General features: G+C 58.5%; 13 protein-coding genes. 10 read left to right on the top strand and 3 right to left on the bottom strand.

Going from position 1 to position 16161, the window contains the following annotated elements; genetic code table 11:
• Positions 1-100: 100 nt before the first annotated feature.
• The 10 genes from uvrA to secG all read left to right on the top strand — a co-directional run bounded on the left by uvrA (position 101) and on the right by secG (position 12778).
• Entirely contained in the window at positions 101-2980 is a 2880-nt protein-coding gene (uvrA, locus tag IEV00_RS01015; protein WP_188358483.1) for an excinuclease ABC subunit UvrA, read from the top strand.
• Between the two features lie 207 nt (positions 2981-3187).
• Positions 3188-3844, top strand: a complete 657-nt coding sequence (locus IEV00_RS01020; protein WP_229723001.1) for a lysophospholipid acyltransferase family protein — start codon at positions 3188-3190, stop codon at positions 3842-3844.
• The gene (gene uvrC / locus IEV00_RS01025; RefSeq protein ID WP_188358485.1) at positions 3845-5854 is read left to right on the top strand and encodes an excinuclease ABC subunit UvrC; all 2010 of its coding nucleotides are present in this window, start codon (positions 3845-3847) and stop codon (positions 5852-5854) included.
• Between the two features lie 80 nt (positions 5855-5934).
• Positions 5935-6816, top strand: a complete 882-nt coding sequence (gene rapZ / locus IEV00_RS01030; protein ID WP_188359401.1) for an RNase adapter RapZ — start codon at positions 5935-5937, stop codon at positions 6814-6816.
• Between the two features lie 3 nt (positions 6817-6819).
• The gene (locus IEV00_RS01035; protein WP_188358486.1) at positions 6820-7854 is read left to right on the top strand and encodes a gluconeogenesis factor YvcK family protein; all 1035 of its coding nucleotides are present in this window, start codon (positions 6820-6822) and stop codon (positions 7852-7854) included.
• A gap of 74 nt (positions 7855-7928) precedes the next feature.
• Positions 7929-8900: a DNA-binding protein WhiA gene (gene whiA, locus IEV00_RS01040; RefSeq protein ID WP_188358487.1), complete on the top strand. Its 972-nt coding sequence runs from the start codon at positions 7929-7931 to the stop codon at positions 8898-8900.
• Positions 8901-9198: 298 nt separating this feature from the next.
• On the top strand, positions 9199-10203 hold the full coding sequence (gene gap, locus IEV00_RS01045) for a type I glyceraldehyde-3-phosphate dehydrogenase (RefSeq protein ID WP_188358488.1): 1005 nt from the start codon (positions 9199-9201) through the stop codon (positions 10201-10203).
• A gap of 96 nt (positions 10204-10299) precedes the next feature.
• Positions 10300-11523, top strand: coding sequence for a phosphoglycerate kinase (locus IEV00_RS01050; protein WP_188358489.1), 1224 nt, complete (start codon positions 10300-10302; stop codon positions 11521-11523).
• 104 nt (positions 11524-11627) lie between these two features.
• Positions 11628-12404, top strand: coding sequence for a triose-phosphate isomerase (gene tpiA / locus IEV00_RS01055; RefSeq protein ID WP_188358490.1), 777 nt, complete (start codon positions 11628-11630; stop codon positions 12402-12404).
• Between the two features lie 122 nt (positions 12405-12526).
• A complete protein-coding gene (secG, locus tag IEV00_RS01060) occupies positions 12527-12778 on the top strand; it encodes a preprotein translocase subunit SecG (protein WP_188358491.1) in 252 nt (83 codons plus the stop codon).
• Positions 12779-12850: 72 nt separating this feature from the next.
• Here secG and pgl read toward each other — a convergent pair whose 3' ends face one another.
• From pgl to zwf, 3 genes are read right to left on the bottom strand one after another with little or no spacing between them, the layout of a single operon-like run.
• On the bottom strand, positions 12851-13618 hold the full coding sequence (pgl, locus tag IEV00_RS01065) for a 6-phosphogluconolactonase (protein WP_188358492.1): 768 nt from the start codon (positions 13616-13618) through the stop codon (positions 12851-12853).
• Positions 13611-14594 carry a glucose-6-phosphate dehydrogenase assembly protein OpcA gene (locus IEV00_RS01070; protein WP_188358493.1) on the bottom strand — a complete coding sequence of 328 codons (984 nt, stop codon included), beginning with the start codon at positions 14592-14594 and terminating at the stop codon, positions 13611-13613. The genes pgl and IEV00_RS01070 overlap by 8 nt, the downstream gene beginning before the upstream one ends.
• Positions 14591-16120, bottom strand: coding sequence for a glucose-6-phosphate dehydrogenase (gene zwf, locus IEV00_RS01075; protein WP_188358494.1), 1530 nt, complete (start codon positions 16118-16120; stop codon positions 14591-14593). Before zwf ends, IEV00_RS01070 begins: the two co-directional genes overlap by 4 nt.
• Between the last annotated feature and the right edge of the window lie 41 nt (positions 16121-16161).

The following is a 16161-nucleotide window of genomic DNA, read 5'->3' on the forward strand; positions in this document are numbered from 1 at the left end:
TCGGGCGGAGATTAAGCTGAGAGGGAGGGCGGAAACGGTTCAAACACGGCGCTCGGGGGCATAGAATATATTTTCGAAACATATAGACGTGAGGAAGTGTATGCCCAAGAGTTCGGTTTCCACCGTTGCCCAAGATCTAACCCACATTCGGGTGCAGGGAGCGCGCGAGAACAACCTGAAGAACGTTGACCTTGAAATCCCCCGCGATTCGATGGTGGTCTTTACCGGTCTTTCGGGCTCGGGTAAGTCTTCGCTGGCCTTTGACACAATCTTTGCTGAGGGCCAGCGCCGCTATGTGGAGTCCCTTTCCTCCTATGCCCGCATGTTTTTGGGCCAGGTTGATAAGCCGGACGTCGATTTTATTGAGGGTCTTTCACCGGCGGTTTCAATCGACCAGAAGTCAACCTCTAAGAACCCTCGCTCCACGGTGGGCACCATTACCGAGATTTATGACTACATGCGCCTGCTGTGGGCGCGCGTGGGGCACCCGCACTGTCCTATCTGTGGCGAGGAAATTTCTAAGCAGACTCCCCAGCAAATTGTTGATCAGCTGATGGAGCTGCCCGAGAAAACCCGCCTGCAGGTGCTGGCCCCGGTGGTCTCTGAACGCAAGGGGGAGTTTGCTGATCTCTTCCAGGATCTTTCGGCCCAGGGCTTCTCCCGAGCCAGGGTAGACGGCGAGCAGGTTCAGCTCAGCGATCCGCCCAAGCTGGCTAAGACCTACAAGCACACCATTGAGGTGGTGGTGGACCGCATTGCCATTAAGGAGTCTGTGCAGCAGCGGCTCACCGACTCGGTTGAGACCGCCCTTAATCTGGCTGATGGCCGGGTGCTGGTTGATTTTGTAGACGTGGACGCCGCCGACCCGGCTCGTACTCGCTCCTTCAGCGAGAACCTCGCCTGCCCCAATAACCACCCCCTGCAGGTGGATGAGATTGAGCCCCGTGCCTTCTCCTTTAACTCTCCCTTCGGTGCTTGCCCAGTCTGCGATGGTATCGGTTCTAAGCTGCAGGTGGATGAAGACCTTGTGATTCCCAACCCCGACCTTTCCCTGGCTCAGGGCGCTATTGCCCCCTGGTCTCAGGGTAAGGCAACCACCGAGTACTGGCTGCGCCTGTTGGCAGGCCTGGCAGATGAGGTGGGCTTTAGCCTAGATACCCCCTGGAAGGATCTCTCCGCCAAGGCAAAGAAGGCTATTCTGCGCGGTAAGGACTTCAAGGTCACAGTCTCCTACCGCAACCGCTTTGGCAGGGAGCGCCGCTATACCTCTGGCTTTGAGGGAGTTTTTGCCTACATTCTGCGCAAGCACGAGGAGACCGAATCTGACTGGTCCAAAGACCGCTATGAGCAGTACATGCGTAACGTAGCCTGTTCCGAATGTAACGGTGCCCGCCTCAACCCCACGATTCTGGGCGTGAAGGTGGGCGGTGCCTCCATCGCAGAGGTCACCGACATGCCCATGCGGGAATCGCTGACTTTTATGCGAAAGCTCAAGCTGACCGAGCGGGAAGCTCAGATTGCCGAGCTGGTGCTGAAAGAAATTGACGCTCGCCTGCAGTTCTTGCTGGATGTGGGGCTGGACTACCTCACCCTCTCTCGCCCCGCCGCAACCCTCTCGGGTGGAGAAGCGCAGCGAATCCGCTTGGCAACCCAGATTGGTTCGGGTCTGGTGGGCGTGCTCTACGTTCTTGATGAGCCCTCCATTGGCCTGCACCAGCGCGATAACCGCCGCCTGATTGATACCCTGACTAAACTTCGCGACATGGGCAACACCCTCATTGTGGTGGAGCACGACGAAGACACCATGAAAGAGGCAGACTGGATTGTTGATGTTGGCCCCGGCGCCGGTGAGCACGGTGGTCAGGTGGTGCACTCGGGCACCTTCCAGCAGCTGCTTAAGAACGAGAAATCGATTACCGGCGACTACATGGCCGGCCGCCGCGAGATTACCGTGCCGCCCCAGCGCCGTCCTATCGACAAAAAGCGCATGATTAAGGTGGTGGGTGCCCGCGAGAATAACCTCAAGAACATTAGCGTGAGCTTCCCCCTGGGTGTGCTGACCGCCGTCACCGGAGTCTCGGGCTCGGGTAAGTCCACGCTGGTCAACAGTATTCTCTACACCGCTTTGGCCAATAAGCTCAATGGAGCCAAGCAGGTGCCCGGCCGCCACAAGACCATTGAGGGCCTGGACCACCTGGACAAAATTATCCATGTGGACCAGTCGCCCATTGGCCGCACCCCCCGCTCAAACCCGGCAACCTACACCGGCGTTTTTGACCATATCCGTAGGCTCTTTGCTGAAACCAACGAGGCAAAGATGCGCGGCTACCAGCCCGGCCGCTTCAGTTTTAACGTCAAGGGTGGCCGCTGCGAAGCCTGCTCGGGTGACGGCACGCTCAAGATTGAGATGAACTTCCTGCCCGATGTCTATGTGCCCTGCGAAACCTGCCACGGCCAGCGCTACAACCGGGAGACCCTCGAGGTTAAGTACAAGGGCAAGAACATTGCCGAGGTACTAGAGATGCCGGTGGAAGAGGCAGCCGAGTTCTTCTCGGCCTTTACTCCCATTGCCCGCCACCTCAACACCCTGGTTGACGTTGGTCTGGGCTATATCCGCCTGGGCCAGCCCGCCACCACGCTCTCCGGCGGTGAGGCGCAGCGAGTCAAGCTGGCATCGGAGTTACAGAAACGCTCCAACGGCCGTTCGATTTACGTGCTCGATGAACCCACCACCGGCCTGCACTTTGAAGATATTCGCAAGCTGCTCAAGGTGCTTCAGGGCCTGGTGGATAAGGGCAATACTGTGCTGACCATCGAGCACAATCTCGATGTCATTAAATCTGCCGACTGGATTGTGGACATGGGGCCCGAGGGCGGTGACGGCGGTGGAACGCTGGTCGCTGAGGGTACTCCCGAAGAGGTGGCCGAGGTCAAGGAATCCTATACAGGTACCTTCCTGAGGGAAATATTTAAGGGCTAAGGCACCTTTGTAGCCAGCCGCTTCCCTGAAAGGTAGCGGCTGTCTACGACCCGGGCGCAATATTCGCTTTTACCCTGCGGATAAGAGTAATCTCTATGTTTGAGGGGATGCTCCAAAGATGTAGCATGCCCTACTTTCATACACACCCAGAAACCGAGATAGAGGACTTTCGCTAGCGTGCAGTACTACAAGGGAATCCAGAGATGCGTGACCGCCCTTCTGAAGACCGGCTTTCGTGCCAGGGTTACCGGGCTGGAAACTTTCCCCGCTGAGGGCCCGGTGATTGTTGCCTCTAACCACCTTGCCTTCTTGGATTCCGTGATTATCTCTGCGCTGATGCCCCGCCGCGTGGCCTTTCTCGCTAAGGCTGAGTACGTGAATTCACCCGGCATTAAAGGCAAAGCAATGAAACGGTTTTTTGAGGCGATAGACATTATTCCCGTTAACCGTTCTGACCGGTCGGAGTCGATGAAGGCCCTGGATAAGGCCCTGGCCGTGCTGCGGGAAGACCGGGTTTTCGGTATTTACCCCGAGGGCACCCGCTCCCGTGATGGCTACCTTTACCGGGGCAAGATTGGTGTTGCCTGGCTGGCCCACATGACCGGTGCCCCGGTGGTTCCGGTGGGCCTGATTGGCACCGACAAGCTCCAGAAACAGGGTTCTAACATGATCTACCCCAAGCGCTTTACCGTGCGCGTGGGGGAGCCCATCTACTTTGAGAAAACTGGCGAAAAGATGAGCGGCAAGCTGAGGCGCCAAACCACAGATCGAATTATGAATGAGATTGCTAAGCTGTCGGGCCAGCCGCGCAAAGACGAATACAATGTCTCGCCCTCGGCTGCCCGAGACGGTGGAGTCGCCTAAGTGGCTGACCCGGCGAGCTACCGCCCGGCACCGGGTGAGATTCCAACCGTGCCCGGAGTCTATCGTTTCCGCGATGAATTCGGGCGCGTGGTCTATGTGGGCAAGGCTAAGAACCTCCGCAACCGGCTGAACTCCTATTTTCAGAACGTTCACGCGCTGGCACCTAAGGTTTACGCTATGGTGCACACCGCCGCCTCGGTGGAGTGGACCGTGGTGGGCTCGGAGCTTGAGTCTTTGCAGCTGGAGTACACCTGGATTAAGGAGTACAAGCCCCGCTTTAACATCGCCTTTAGGGATGATAAGTCCTACCCCTACCTGGCGGTGACTCTCAAAGATCGTTTTCCGCGGGCCCAGGTGATGCGCGGCGAGAAGAAGAAGGGGGTTCGCTACTTCGGCCCCTTCTCCCAGGCCTGGGCTATTCGCGAAACCCTGGACGCTCTCTTGCGGGTCTTTCCCGTGCGCACCTGCTCAGCCGGGGTGTTCAACCGGGCTGAGCGTAGCGGGCGCCCCTGTCTGCTGGGCTATATCGATAAGTGTTCAGCGCCCTGCGTGGGTAATATCTCTCAGCAAGACCACCTCAAGCTCGCCGAGGATCTCTGCCGGTTTATGGGCGGCGGTGCCGAGAAATTCATCGCGAATCTTACCCAGCAGATGAAGCAGGCGGCCGCCGACTTCGACTTTGAAAAGGCGGCGGTTTTACGCGACGACATCGAGGCGCTCCAGAAAGCCTTTGAGCGTAACGCTGTGGTTCTGGCTGATTCTGTGGACGCCGATTTGTTCGCCTTTGCTTCGGATGAGCTGGAAACCGCGGTGCAGGTTTTCTACGTACGCGGTGGCAGAATCCGGGGCCAGCGGGGCTGGATTGTGGAGAAGGTCGAGGAAACCTCTGATGCTGCCCTGGTGGAGCAGCTGATTATGCAGGTCTACGGTGAAATTGCGGTCAATTCCACCGGAGATTTAGCTGAACTGGAACAGACCCAGCACGATATTCCCCGCCAGATTGTGGTGCCGACCCTGCCCGATAACCGGGAGAAGCTGGAGGAGTGGCTCAGTTCCATCCGCGGGGCAAAAACTCACATTATGGTCTCCCAGCGCGGAGATAAGCACGCGCTCTTGCAGACCGTTGCAGAGAATGCCCAGCAGTCGCTGACCCTCCACAAGTCCCGCCGCGCCGGCGATATCACTACCCGGTCGACGTCCCTGGTGGAACTACAGGACGCCCTGGAAATAGCCGACCCACTCCTGCGGATCGAGTGCTACGACATCTCGCACGTGCAGGGCACCAACGTGGTGGCCTCGATGGTGGTCTTTGAAGACGGCCTGCCTAAGAAGAGTGACTATCGTAAGTTCTCCATTACCGGTGACGCCGCCCGCGACGATACCGCCAGCATGTACGACGTCATTCACCGCCGCTTCTCCCGCTACCTGGCCGACCAGAAGCAGCGCCGGCAGAATCCGCTGACCAGCGGAGAGATTTCGGCTGAGGAGGCGGCCGAGAAAGAGACCGCGAAGTTCGCCTACCCGCCGAACCTGGTGTTGGTGGACGGCGGCCCGCCCCAGGTTGCTGCCGCCCAGCGGGCTCTCGATGACCTGGGTATTTCGGATATTTTTGTGGCGGGCATTGCCAAGCGCCTGGAGGAACTGTGGCTGCCCAGCGACGATTTTCCGGTGATTCTACCGCGTTCTTCGCAGGCCCTCTTTCTAGTGCAGCGGGTGCGCGATGAGGCCCACCGCTTTGCCATTACCTTCCACCGCACCAAGCGCGGTAAGGCAATGGTCAAGTCTGCCCTCGACGGGGTTGCGGGGTTGGGCCCGGCCAAACGAGAAGCCCTGATTAAGCATTTTGGGTCGCTCAAGGTGCTCGCCTCGGCCAGCGAAGAAGAACTGCAGGAGGTTCCGGGTGTCGGGCCGGCTATGGCGGCTAAAATTGTGGAGCACTTTGCTGTGCAGAAAGACCCCACAGCTGGTGAAGACTCCCTAGCGTCTGAGGAGTCGGTCGGTCTAAGCTAGTGGGGAACTACTAGGGGAGTAAAGGAAAGATTGTGACTGATTTTTCAAAGGTAGCGTCTACCGATTCAAGCATTTCGCAGATGGAGCCCTTGAAGCAGAGCCGCCCGGAGATTCTGGTGATTACCGGAATTTCTGGGGCTGGACGGTCCACCGCAGCTAACGCTCTCGAAGATGAGGGCTGGTACGTGGTCGATAATATTCCGCCGCAGATGCTACAGGCTCTGGCCGATTGGGTCACCCGGGCACCGGAGGCTATGCCCAAGCTGGCGGTAGGCATTGACGTGCGTGGCAGCGCCCTCTTCAGTGACCTTCCCGCCGCCATTGATGTGCTGCGCAAGTCTGACGTTGAGTTTTCCATGCTCTTCCTGGATGCAAAAGATCAAGACATCATTGCCCGCTACGAGGCCCAGCGCCGTCCCCACCCACTACAGGGCAGTGGGCGAGTGGTAGACGGTATCGAGCGGGAGCGTAAGCTCTTCGCCGAGCTCAAGGACGCCGCTGATACGGTTATTGACACCACCGGTCTCAACGTGCACCAGCTGAAGAAGACCATGCACGAGATGTACTCTCAGACCGGGCCTAAACTTCTCAACCTCACGGTTATGAGCTTCGGCTTTAAGTACGGTGCTCCCACCGATGCCAACTTTATGGCGGATATGCGGTTTATTCCCAACCCTCACTGGATTCCCGAGTTGCGCCCGCTGACCGGCCAGGACAAAAGGGTGCGCGACTATGTTTTTGAGAACCCGGGCACTCTGGAGTTTATTGACAACTACCTCAAGGCGCTCAAGCCGGTGCTTGAAGGCTACATGGTGGAGGGCAAGCACTACGCCACCCTGGCCATCGGCTGCACAGGAGGCAAGCACAGGTCGGTAGCTGTCACCGAAGAAATTGCCCGTCGACTGGCTCAAGCAGGCGGTATTCACATTAACGTTCAGCACAGAGATATGGGGCGTGAGTAAACCGTGACCGCTCATTCTCCCGCAGCACCCATTAAACTGCCCGAAAATCTGCGCGGGGTTGCCCCTGCGCCTCTGCGTGCTACCCAGCCCAAGGTGGTTGCCCTCGGCGGGGGCCACGGTCTTTACGGTTCGCTCTCTGCCCTGCGGCACGTGACCACGGATTTGACCGCCGTGGTGACTGTTGCCGATGACGGCGGTTCGTCGGGTCGACTGCGGCAGGATTTTAACGTGGTGCCACCGGGGGACTTGCGCATGGCCCTGTCTGCCCTCTGCGACGATACCGACTGGGGCAGAACCTGGCGTGATGTTCTCCAACACCGCTTTAACTCTGAAACCTCCGAATCTTCACAGCAGCTCGACGAGCACGCGCTGGGTAATTTACTGATTGTTACTCTCTGGCAGCTGCTGGGCGATACGGTAGCCGGGCTGGACTGGGTGGGCGCCCTACTCAACGCGCGAGGCCGGGTTCTGCCTATGTCCTGCACCCCTCTGGTGATCGAGGGGGAGGCTCGTACGGTCAGTGAAACCGGCGAAGTTCAGCTGAGAAAAATCGTGGGTCAGGCGAACCTGGCCAGGGCGAAAAATATTGAAAACGTGCGGATTACCCCCGATCAGGCTGAGGCAACGCCCCAGGCCGTGCAGTCTATTTTGGACGCTGACTGGGTGATTCTTGGCCCCGGCTCTTGGTACACCTCCGTACTGCCGCACCTGCTACTTCCCGGTATTCGAAATGCCCTTCTGCAGACCAAGGCTAAGATCATTGTGGTGATGAACCTTGAGCTGTCTGGGAAAGAAACCGCGGGGCTGAGCGCCGCCGAGCACCTGAGGATTTTGCAGAAATACGTTCCAGAATTTAGGCTTAATGCTGTTATTGCTGACAGCGATGGCATGGGATCGCCCGCTGAATTAGAAGAAGTTGCCCACTCTTTGGGTGGCAGTGTCACGTGGGCGCAGGTCAGACATGGCCTGGAGAAGAACGTTCACGATCCTTTGAAGCTCGGCGCGGCCTACGAAGAAGTTTTCCGCCTTCACAGCTAGAACCTTCAGGGGCACCTGTGAACGGTGGAGTTTCTCGTCGTGCACCCGCTAATAATTATTGGAGGAATTACCGTATGGCCCTGACGGCATCGGTTAAAGAAGAGTTAGCTCGTTACGAGTCGACCAAGTCGTCGGTTCGTAAGGCCGAGGTCTCAACCATTTTGAGGTTTACCAACGGTTTACACCTGGTATCAGGCCGCATTGTGATTGAGGCTGAGGTTGATCTTGAATCGACAGCGCTTCGCCTTCAGTACAACATTGCTGAGATGTACGGCCACGAGGCTACCGTCACTTCGGTGGCCGGCGGTGGGCTCCGCCGCGGTGGTCGCTTTGTGGTGCGCGTGGATAACGGCGGTGAGGCCCTGGCCCGCCAGACCGGTCTGCTCGATAGCCGGGGTCGCCCGGTGCGCGGCCTACCTCCTGCCGTGGTCAACGGTTCGTTGGCTGATGCCGAGGCCGTGATGCGCGGCGCATTCCTCGCCCACGGCTCCCTGACCGAACCCGGGCGCTCGTCCGCCCTTGAGTTCACCTGCCCCGGCCCCGAAGCCGCCCTGGCGCTGGTGGGGGCTGCCCGCCGTCTTGACGTCATCGCTAAGGCTCGTGAGGTGCGCGGGGTTGACCGCGTGGTGGTGCGTGACGGTGAGACCATCGGTATGCTGCTGGAGCGCATGGGTGCCAGCGACACTCTGGGTAACTGGCGGGAGCGCCGGGCCCGTAAAGAGGTGCGCGGCACCGCCAACCGACTGGCTAATTTTGACGACGCCAACCTGCGCCGCTCCGCCCAGGCAGCCGTTGCCGCCGGGGCTCGAGTAGAGCGGGCCCTGGAAATTCTCGGAGACCAGGTGCCCGAGCACCTGCGCTACGCCGGCGAGCTACGTGTTGCCCACAAGCAGGCATCGCTGGATGAGCTGGGTCGGCTGGCTGACCCGCCCATGACTAAAGACGCCATTGCGGGTCGCATTCGCCGTTTGCTGGCCATGGCCGATAAACGAGCAGCAGAGAAGGGTATTCCCGGTACCGATGCCGGTGAAGAATTAGGCTTTTAAAACCACATAATCGCTGAAACACCCGTGTCCCCTTGGTTGGGAACGCGGGTGTTTTGCTCTATTTCTGTGGGCTTGTGTGAGGGTTTTGCCCTTGAATGCAAAACTTCACTCAAAAAAACCACAAAATCACACCCAAATCCACACAATCTGTCGTAAGATAGATACAGAACGGACGAAAGCCCAACAGGTAAAGGGCTTGCTCCCAAACTTTTGGGGGAGTTCTTTTCTGGGCATCGTGCTCCTGGCGCGATCGTCCAACGTAAAAATTCACTGATATAAACGAGGAGTTAGATCCACAGTGACTGTACGCGTAGCTATCAACGGCTTTGGCCGCATTGGTCGTTCCTTCTTCCGCGCAGCTCAGGCTCACGCTGAAGGCTTCGAGATTGTTGCAATCAACGACCTGACCGACAACAAGACCCTGGCCCACCTGCTCAAGTACGACTCCGTCATGGGCACCCTGGATTCAGAGGTTTCATTCGACGATGAGTCAATCACCGTTGATGGCAAGGCTATCAAGGTTCTCGCTGAGCGTGACCCCGCTAACCTGCCCTGGAAGGAACTGGACATCGACATCGTGATCGAGTCCACCGGTTTCTTCACCGACGGTACCAAGGCTCAGGCTCACCGCGATGCAGGTGCGAAGAAGGTTATCATCTCCGCTCCCGGTAAGAACATCGACGGCACCTTCGTTGTAGGTGTAAACGATGACACTTACGATTCAGAGACCATGAACATCGTCTCCAACGCATCCTGCACCACCAACTGCCTGGCTCCCATGGCTAAGGTTCTCAACGATGCTTTCGGTATCGAAAAGGGCCTGATGACCACCATCCACGCCTACACCTCCGACCAGCGCCTGCTCGACGCTCCCCACAAGGATTTGCGCCGTGCCCGTGCAGCTGCTCTGAACATGGTTCCCACCTCCACCGGTGCGGCAGCCGCTGTTGGCCTGGTTCTGCCCGAGCTCAAGGGCAAGCTGGATGGTTTCGCAGTTCGCGTTCCTACCCCCACCGGTTCACTGACCGACCTCACCTTCGAGGCTAAGCGCGAAGTAACCGTTGAAGAGGTCAACGAGGCTATGAAGAAGGCTTCCGAGGGTGCCTTCAAGGGTCTGATCAAGTACTCAACCGACCCCATCGTGTCTAAGGACATTGAGGGTGACGCAGTTTCCACCATCTTCGATGCACCCCTGACCAAGGTTATTGGCAACCAGGTCAAGGTTGTTGCTTGGTACGATAACGAGTTCGGTTACGTATCTCGCCTGGTTCTGTTCACCAACAAGGTTGCAGCAGCTCTCTAAGCTAAACTAAATTTGTGCCCCCGCCCACCGTTTTGGGTGGGGGCATTTTCATAACCCTCTTTATTTTTCATACATACTTTATTGGAGTTGATCCATATGGCACGCGCTCTTGATGAGCTTCTCGCAGAAGGCGTAGAAGGCCGTTATGTTCTGGTTCGTTCTGACCTGAACGTTCCTCTGGATGGCGAGACTGTCACCGATGACGGTCGTGTGAAGGCTTCTCTGCCTGTTCTGACCAAGCTGACTCAGGCAGGTGCACGCGTGATTGTCACCGCTCACCTGGGCCGCCCCAAGGGCCAGGTTGATCCCAAGTTCTCCATCGCCCCCGCTGCTAAGCGTCTGAGCGAGCTGGCAGACTTCAAGGTTCTCGTGGCTGAGGACGTTGTGGGTGAGGATGCCAAGGCTAAGGCTGAGTCCCTGCAGAACGGTGAGCTACTGGTGGTTGAGAACGTGCGTTACGATGCGCGCGAGACTTCTAAGGACGACGCTGAGCGCGGCGAATTTGCCGACGAGCTGGTTGCCCTGACCGGTGAGAACGGTGCCTATGTGAACGATGCTTTCGGCGCTGTTCACCGCAAGCACGCCTCCGTTTACGATGTTGCTAAGCGCCTACCCGCTTACCTGGGCGATCTGGTCAAGACCGAGGTTGACGTTCTCAAGAAGACCCTCAACAATCCCGAGCGCCCCTTCGTGGTAATCATGGGCGGTGCTAAGGTTTCTGACAAGCTGGCTGTGATCGAGAACCTGATTGGCAAGGCAGACACCATTCTGATTGGTGGTGGCATGGGCTACACCTTCGCTGCGGCTAACGGCTGGAAGGTTGGCTCCTCGATTCTTGAGAAGGATCAGATCGAGACCGTCAAGCGCTACATGGAAGAAGCACCCGCCAAGGGCACCGAGATTGTAACCGCTGTTGACGTGGTCTGCGGTGACGACTTCTCCAACGACGCCAACTTCGAGATTCGCCCCATGGACGACATCGAGGGCGGCGAGCTGGGCGAGAAGGCAGACGGCCTGGACATCGGCCCCAAGTCTCGCGAGCTCTTCGCTGAGAAGATCAAGGGCGCCAAGACCATCTTCTGGAACGGCCCCGTAGGTGTTGCCGAGTTCGAGAACACCGCTCACGGTACTAAGGCTGTGGCTGAGGCTATCGTTGCCTCCGACGCTTTCTCGATTATCGGCGGCGGCGACTCCGCTGCTGCTGTTCGCAAGCTGGGTTACTCTGACGACCAGTTTGGCCACATCTCCACCGGTGGCGGTGCTTCTCTCGAATACATCGAGGGCAAGACCCTGCCCGGTATCGAGGTTCTGGGCGCCTAATCCCCAGACTCTTGGGTGCGGGTGGGGGAAACCTGCCCGCACCTCACCTCTGTTTTTATCTGTCGGCCCTGCTGGCCGAGAACCCCAAGATTTAGGTAGGTACTATGACTCGCAAGCCCTTTATCGCCGGTAACTGGAAGATGAACATGGACCACGCTGAGGGCGTGACTCTGCTTCAGAAGCTGGCCTGGACTCTGGACGACACCAACTTTGACTATGACAAGGCCGAGGTTGTTGTCTTTCCTCCCTTCACCGACATTCGTTCGGTACAGACCCTGGTTGATGGCGACAAGCTGAACATCGCCTACGGCGGCCAGGATCTCTCTGACAAGGATTCCGGTGCCTACACCGGCGACATCTCCGGTGCTTTCCTCAACAAGCTCGGTGCCAAGTACGTGCTGGTTGGTCACTCCGAGCGCCGCACCATCCACGGTGAGTCTGACTCCGTGTGCGCTGCCAAGGTTCAGGCAGCCTACCGTCACGATTTGACCCCTGTGCTCTGCGTGGGCGAGGGCCTGGAGATTCGCGAAGCCGGAACCCACGTTGATTTCACCCTGGAACAGCTGCGCGGCTCCATCGAGGGTCTCTCCGCTGAGCAGGCTGAAACCCTGGTGATTGCCTACGAGCCGGTCTGGGCTATCGGTACCGGTAAGGTAGCTACCTCGGCAGATGCCCAGGAGATGTCAGCTGCTATCCGCGCCGAGATGGAAAAGCTCTACTCGGCAGACGTGGCTGAGAAGGTTCGTATTCTCTACGGCGGTTCTGTTAAGGCTGCTTCTGCTCCCGAGATTCTGGGCGAGCAGGACGTCGATGGCGTGCTGGTGGGCGGCGCATCGCTGGATGCCACCGAGTTCGCTAACATTGCTCGTTTCGATTCCTAATACTTCGGATAGGTTGGACATCAACCGGCTTTCCTGAGAAAATAGAGAGCGCGTTGCCAGGGCACTTTCCCACTTGTTGACCCGGCAACGCGCTCTATCATTGTTTACCCTGAAAGGCTCTCGTGGAGATTCTTAAGATCGCACTCATGGTTGCCATTGCTATCACCAGCATTCTCACCGTTCTTCTGGTGCTGTTGAACCGCGGTAAGGGTGGTGGCCTTTCAGACATGTTCGGTGGCGGTATGACCACCTCTCTGAACTCTTCAGGTTCTGCTTCTAAGAACCTGGTTCGCTTGACCGTGACCCTGGTGGTCATTTGGGCCCTGCTTATTGTGGGCTACGGGCTCGTGATGAAGATGGAAACCGGCATCTAGTTTTTAAAGCGCAAAAGAACCGGGCGGCTCCCAGCTGGGAGCCGCCCGCTTCTTTTATGTTTTGAAGCAGACCTAGGCTGTCAGTGAATCCTCGGTGGCGAGAACGAGGGTCTCAGCCAGACCTCGGGCACCGGCAGCCGGGGTCTCGGTGAGTACCTCGCCCACCAGCTGCTCGTCGGAGAGCTTGGCGGCCTCGGTCAGGCGGGCGGTTGCCTCTGCCTTATCAGATCCGGCGATCAAGAACCAGATCCTCTGGGAAGCCCGAATCACCGGCAGGGTCAGCGAAACCCGGGTCGGCGGAGGCTTGGGGGAGTCGTGGATAGCAAGAGCAACCCCCTCCCGGAGATGGATTTCTTCCCGGTGGGGGAAGAGCGAGGCGATATGACCGTCTGGCCCCATGCCCAGCAGGGTGAGGTCGAAGACCGGAGCGGCGTCGTCCTTCTCCGCATACTCAGCCAACTCAGCGGCGTAGGCCTGCGCCGCAGCCTCGGGAGTCTCGAAGGTATCGGTTGAACCCATGATGTGCAGGTTCTTCGCCGGAATGTCGAGCTGAGAGAGCAGGGCATCCTTTGCCTGCTGTTCGTTGCGGTCTTCGTGACCAGCTGCAACAAAGCGCTCGTCAGACCACCAGAAGTGAACCTTGCTAAAGTCAACCTCTGAAAGCCGGGGGTGCCGGGCCAGCTCGGCAAGAACAGCGATACCCATGCTTCCGCCGGTGAGCGAAATGTGGGCCAGGGGCTTTTCTGCCAGGGTTGAAGTCAGCACCTCAAAGATACGCTGGGCAGCGGAAACACCCAGCTCAGCCTTGTCCGCGTGGCGGATTACCTGGGGCTTAGGCATCGAAGACCTCCGTAAATTCAATTCCCTCGTCAAAGGTATCGTTCTCGCTGAGATCGACCACGATGTTGCCCGCCGGCAGAGCCTCGGTCATTACCTCGCCGTAGACCTCATCGGGGTCGAGACGGCGCAGCTCCTCGGCCAGGCACTCCGCCAGGGTACGAACCGGCAGAGCAATCTGCTGGTCAGGAGTGTCGGGAGAGCTGACGGTGGCAATGTTATGGCCGGGGCGATCAATTACAATATCGCCGTCCTCGCGCTCGAGCACCACCCGGTAGAGGCCGCGCTCAGCGCTGGTGGTAGAGAGGGAAACCTTGGCCTGGAGCTTGTGCCCCAGCCAGGCACCCAGCAGAACCACCGAGGGCGACTTCGACGAACCGGATACCACCACGCGCTTGACCGGCGAGTAGGGCAGCTGATCTAGCATAGCCGCCAGCTGGATACGCCACAGGGTGAGGCGGATCCAGGCCAGGTCGGTATCACCGGCAACGTAGTTGTCGGAGAGTTTAGCCAGGGTAGGCATGGGGTCAGCCTGCCGAGCCGAGTCGGTAATCCGGCGCTGGGCAATCTTACCCACCGAGTGCTCTGCGGGGTTCTCAGGAACGGAATGCGGCCACCAGGCAACGATGGGGGAATCAGGCAGAAGCAGACCCGAAATCAAAGATTCGGTGGGTACCGCCGCGCGCCCCCAGCCCTCGAGCACAATCAGTTCGGAGGCTCCGGCCTCGCCGCCAATTTCAAGCTCGGCATCCAGGCGGTCTTCGGCCTCGGGGTCATTGGCAACGTGCACGATAATACGGCAGGGGTGCTCGTGGGAGGCCCGCACCGCTGCCTCACGGGCAGCCGAGGAATGGCCGGGATCAGCCAGGATCACCAGGGTGAGAACCGAGCCAGAAGTGGTGGCACCGGTAGCCTCGCGCAGACGGGAGACTTCTTTCTCAATCTGAATGGTCTGGGTGTTTTCAAGCTTCTTAATCACGGGCGCCTCCATTCGCGGCCATCGCGTGCCAACAGATCGTAGGAGGATTCGGGGCCCCAGGAGCCGGGCTCATAGGGCTCGGGCTTAATCTGGTGCTGCTCCCAGTATTCCTCAAAGGGGTCAAGAATCTTCCAGGAAAGCTCCACTTCCTCGTGACGGGGGAAGAGCGGCGGCTCACCCAGCAGAACGTCCAGAATCAACCGCTCGTAGGCCTCGGGCGACTCTTCGGTGAAGGAGTGGGTGTAGCCGAAGTCCATGTTAACGTTGCGAATTTCGTTCTGGGTACCGGGAACCTTGGAGGCAAAGCGAATGGTCATACCCTCGTTGGGCTGCACCCGAATCACGATTGCGTTCTGGCCCGAATCTTCGTTGTTATCGAAGAGCAGGTTGGGCGACTTCTTGAAGACCAGGGCGATTTCGGTCACCCGGCGGCCCAGGCGCTTACCGGTGCGCAGGTAGAAGGGAACACCAGACCAGCGGCGGGTGTTGATACCCACCTTGATCGCGGCGAAGGTCTCGGTGCGGGAATCTGCCGGAATATCCTTCTCATCGAAGAAGCCATTGACTTCCTCACCGCCCTGGTAACCCGAGGTGTACTGGCCCACCGCAAAGGACTGCGAGAGGTCCTCGGGTAGCACAACAGCCTCCAGAACCTTCTCTTTTTCAGCCCGCATGTGGGAGGCATTGAAGCTGATGGGTTCTTCCATAGCGGTTAGCGCCAGAAGCTGTAGCAGGTGGTTCTGAATGACGTCGCGGGCCGCACCCACGCCGTCATAGTAGCCCGCGCGGGAGCCGATACCGAAGGGCTCCGCCATGGTAATTTGCACGTGGTCAATGTGGTTGGCGTTCCACACCGGCTCAAACATCTGGTTGGCAAAGCGCAGAGCCAGCAGGTTCTGCACGGTTTCCTTACCCAGGTAGTGGTCAATACGGAAGACCGAATCGGCGGGGAAAACCTCCTCAACAATGGAGTTCAGCTCGCGGGCCGATTCCAGGTTGTGGCCGAAGGGCTTCTCGATCACCACGCGGCGCCAGCTCTTATCTTCGCGAGACGCCAGGCCGTGGGCCGAGAGCTGCTTGAGCACCTTTTCAAAAGCCTTGGGCGGAATGGAGAGGTAAAAAGCGTGGTTGCCCTGGGTACCGCGGGTTTCCTCCAGCTCGGCCAGGGTAGCCTTGAGGTTTTCGTAAGCCTGATCGTCGTCAAAGGCGCCCTGCACAAAACGAATACCGGTGGCGAACTGGTTCCAGACATCTTCGCGGAAGGTAGTGCGGGAGTGAGCCTCCACCGATTCACGCACCTGCTGGCGGAAGTCGTCGTCCGACCAATCGCGGCGACCGAAGCCCACCATCGAGAAGCTGGGCGGCAGTAGGCCGCGGTTGACCAAATCGTAGACGGCGGGTAGTAGCTTCTTGCGCGCCAGGTCGCCGGTCACGCCAAAGAACACCAGGGCGCTGGGGCCTGCAACACGAGAAAGCCTGCGATCACGGGGATCCCGCAGGGGGTTCTTCTCTTGACTGTTTGACACAGTAAATCCTTAGAAATGATAAGGGGTTTTTATACGCCAGC

This window comes from Rothia aerolata (assembly GCF_014635585.1).
Taxonomy (GTDB): Bacteria; Actinomycetota; Actinomycetes; order Actinomycetales; family Micrococcaceae; genus Rothia; species Rothia aerolata.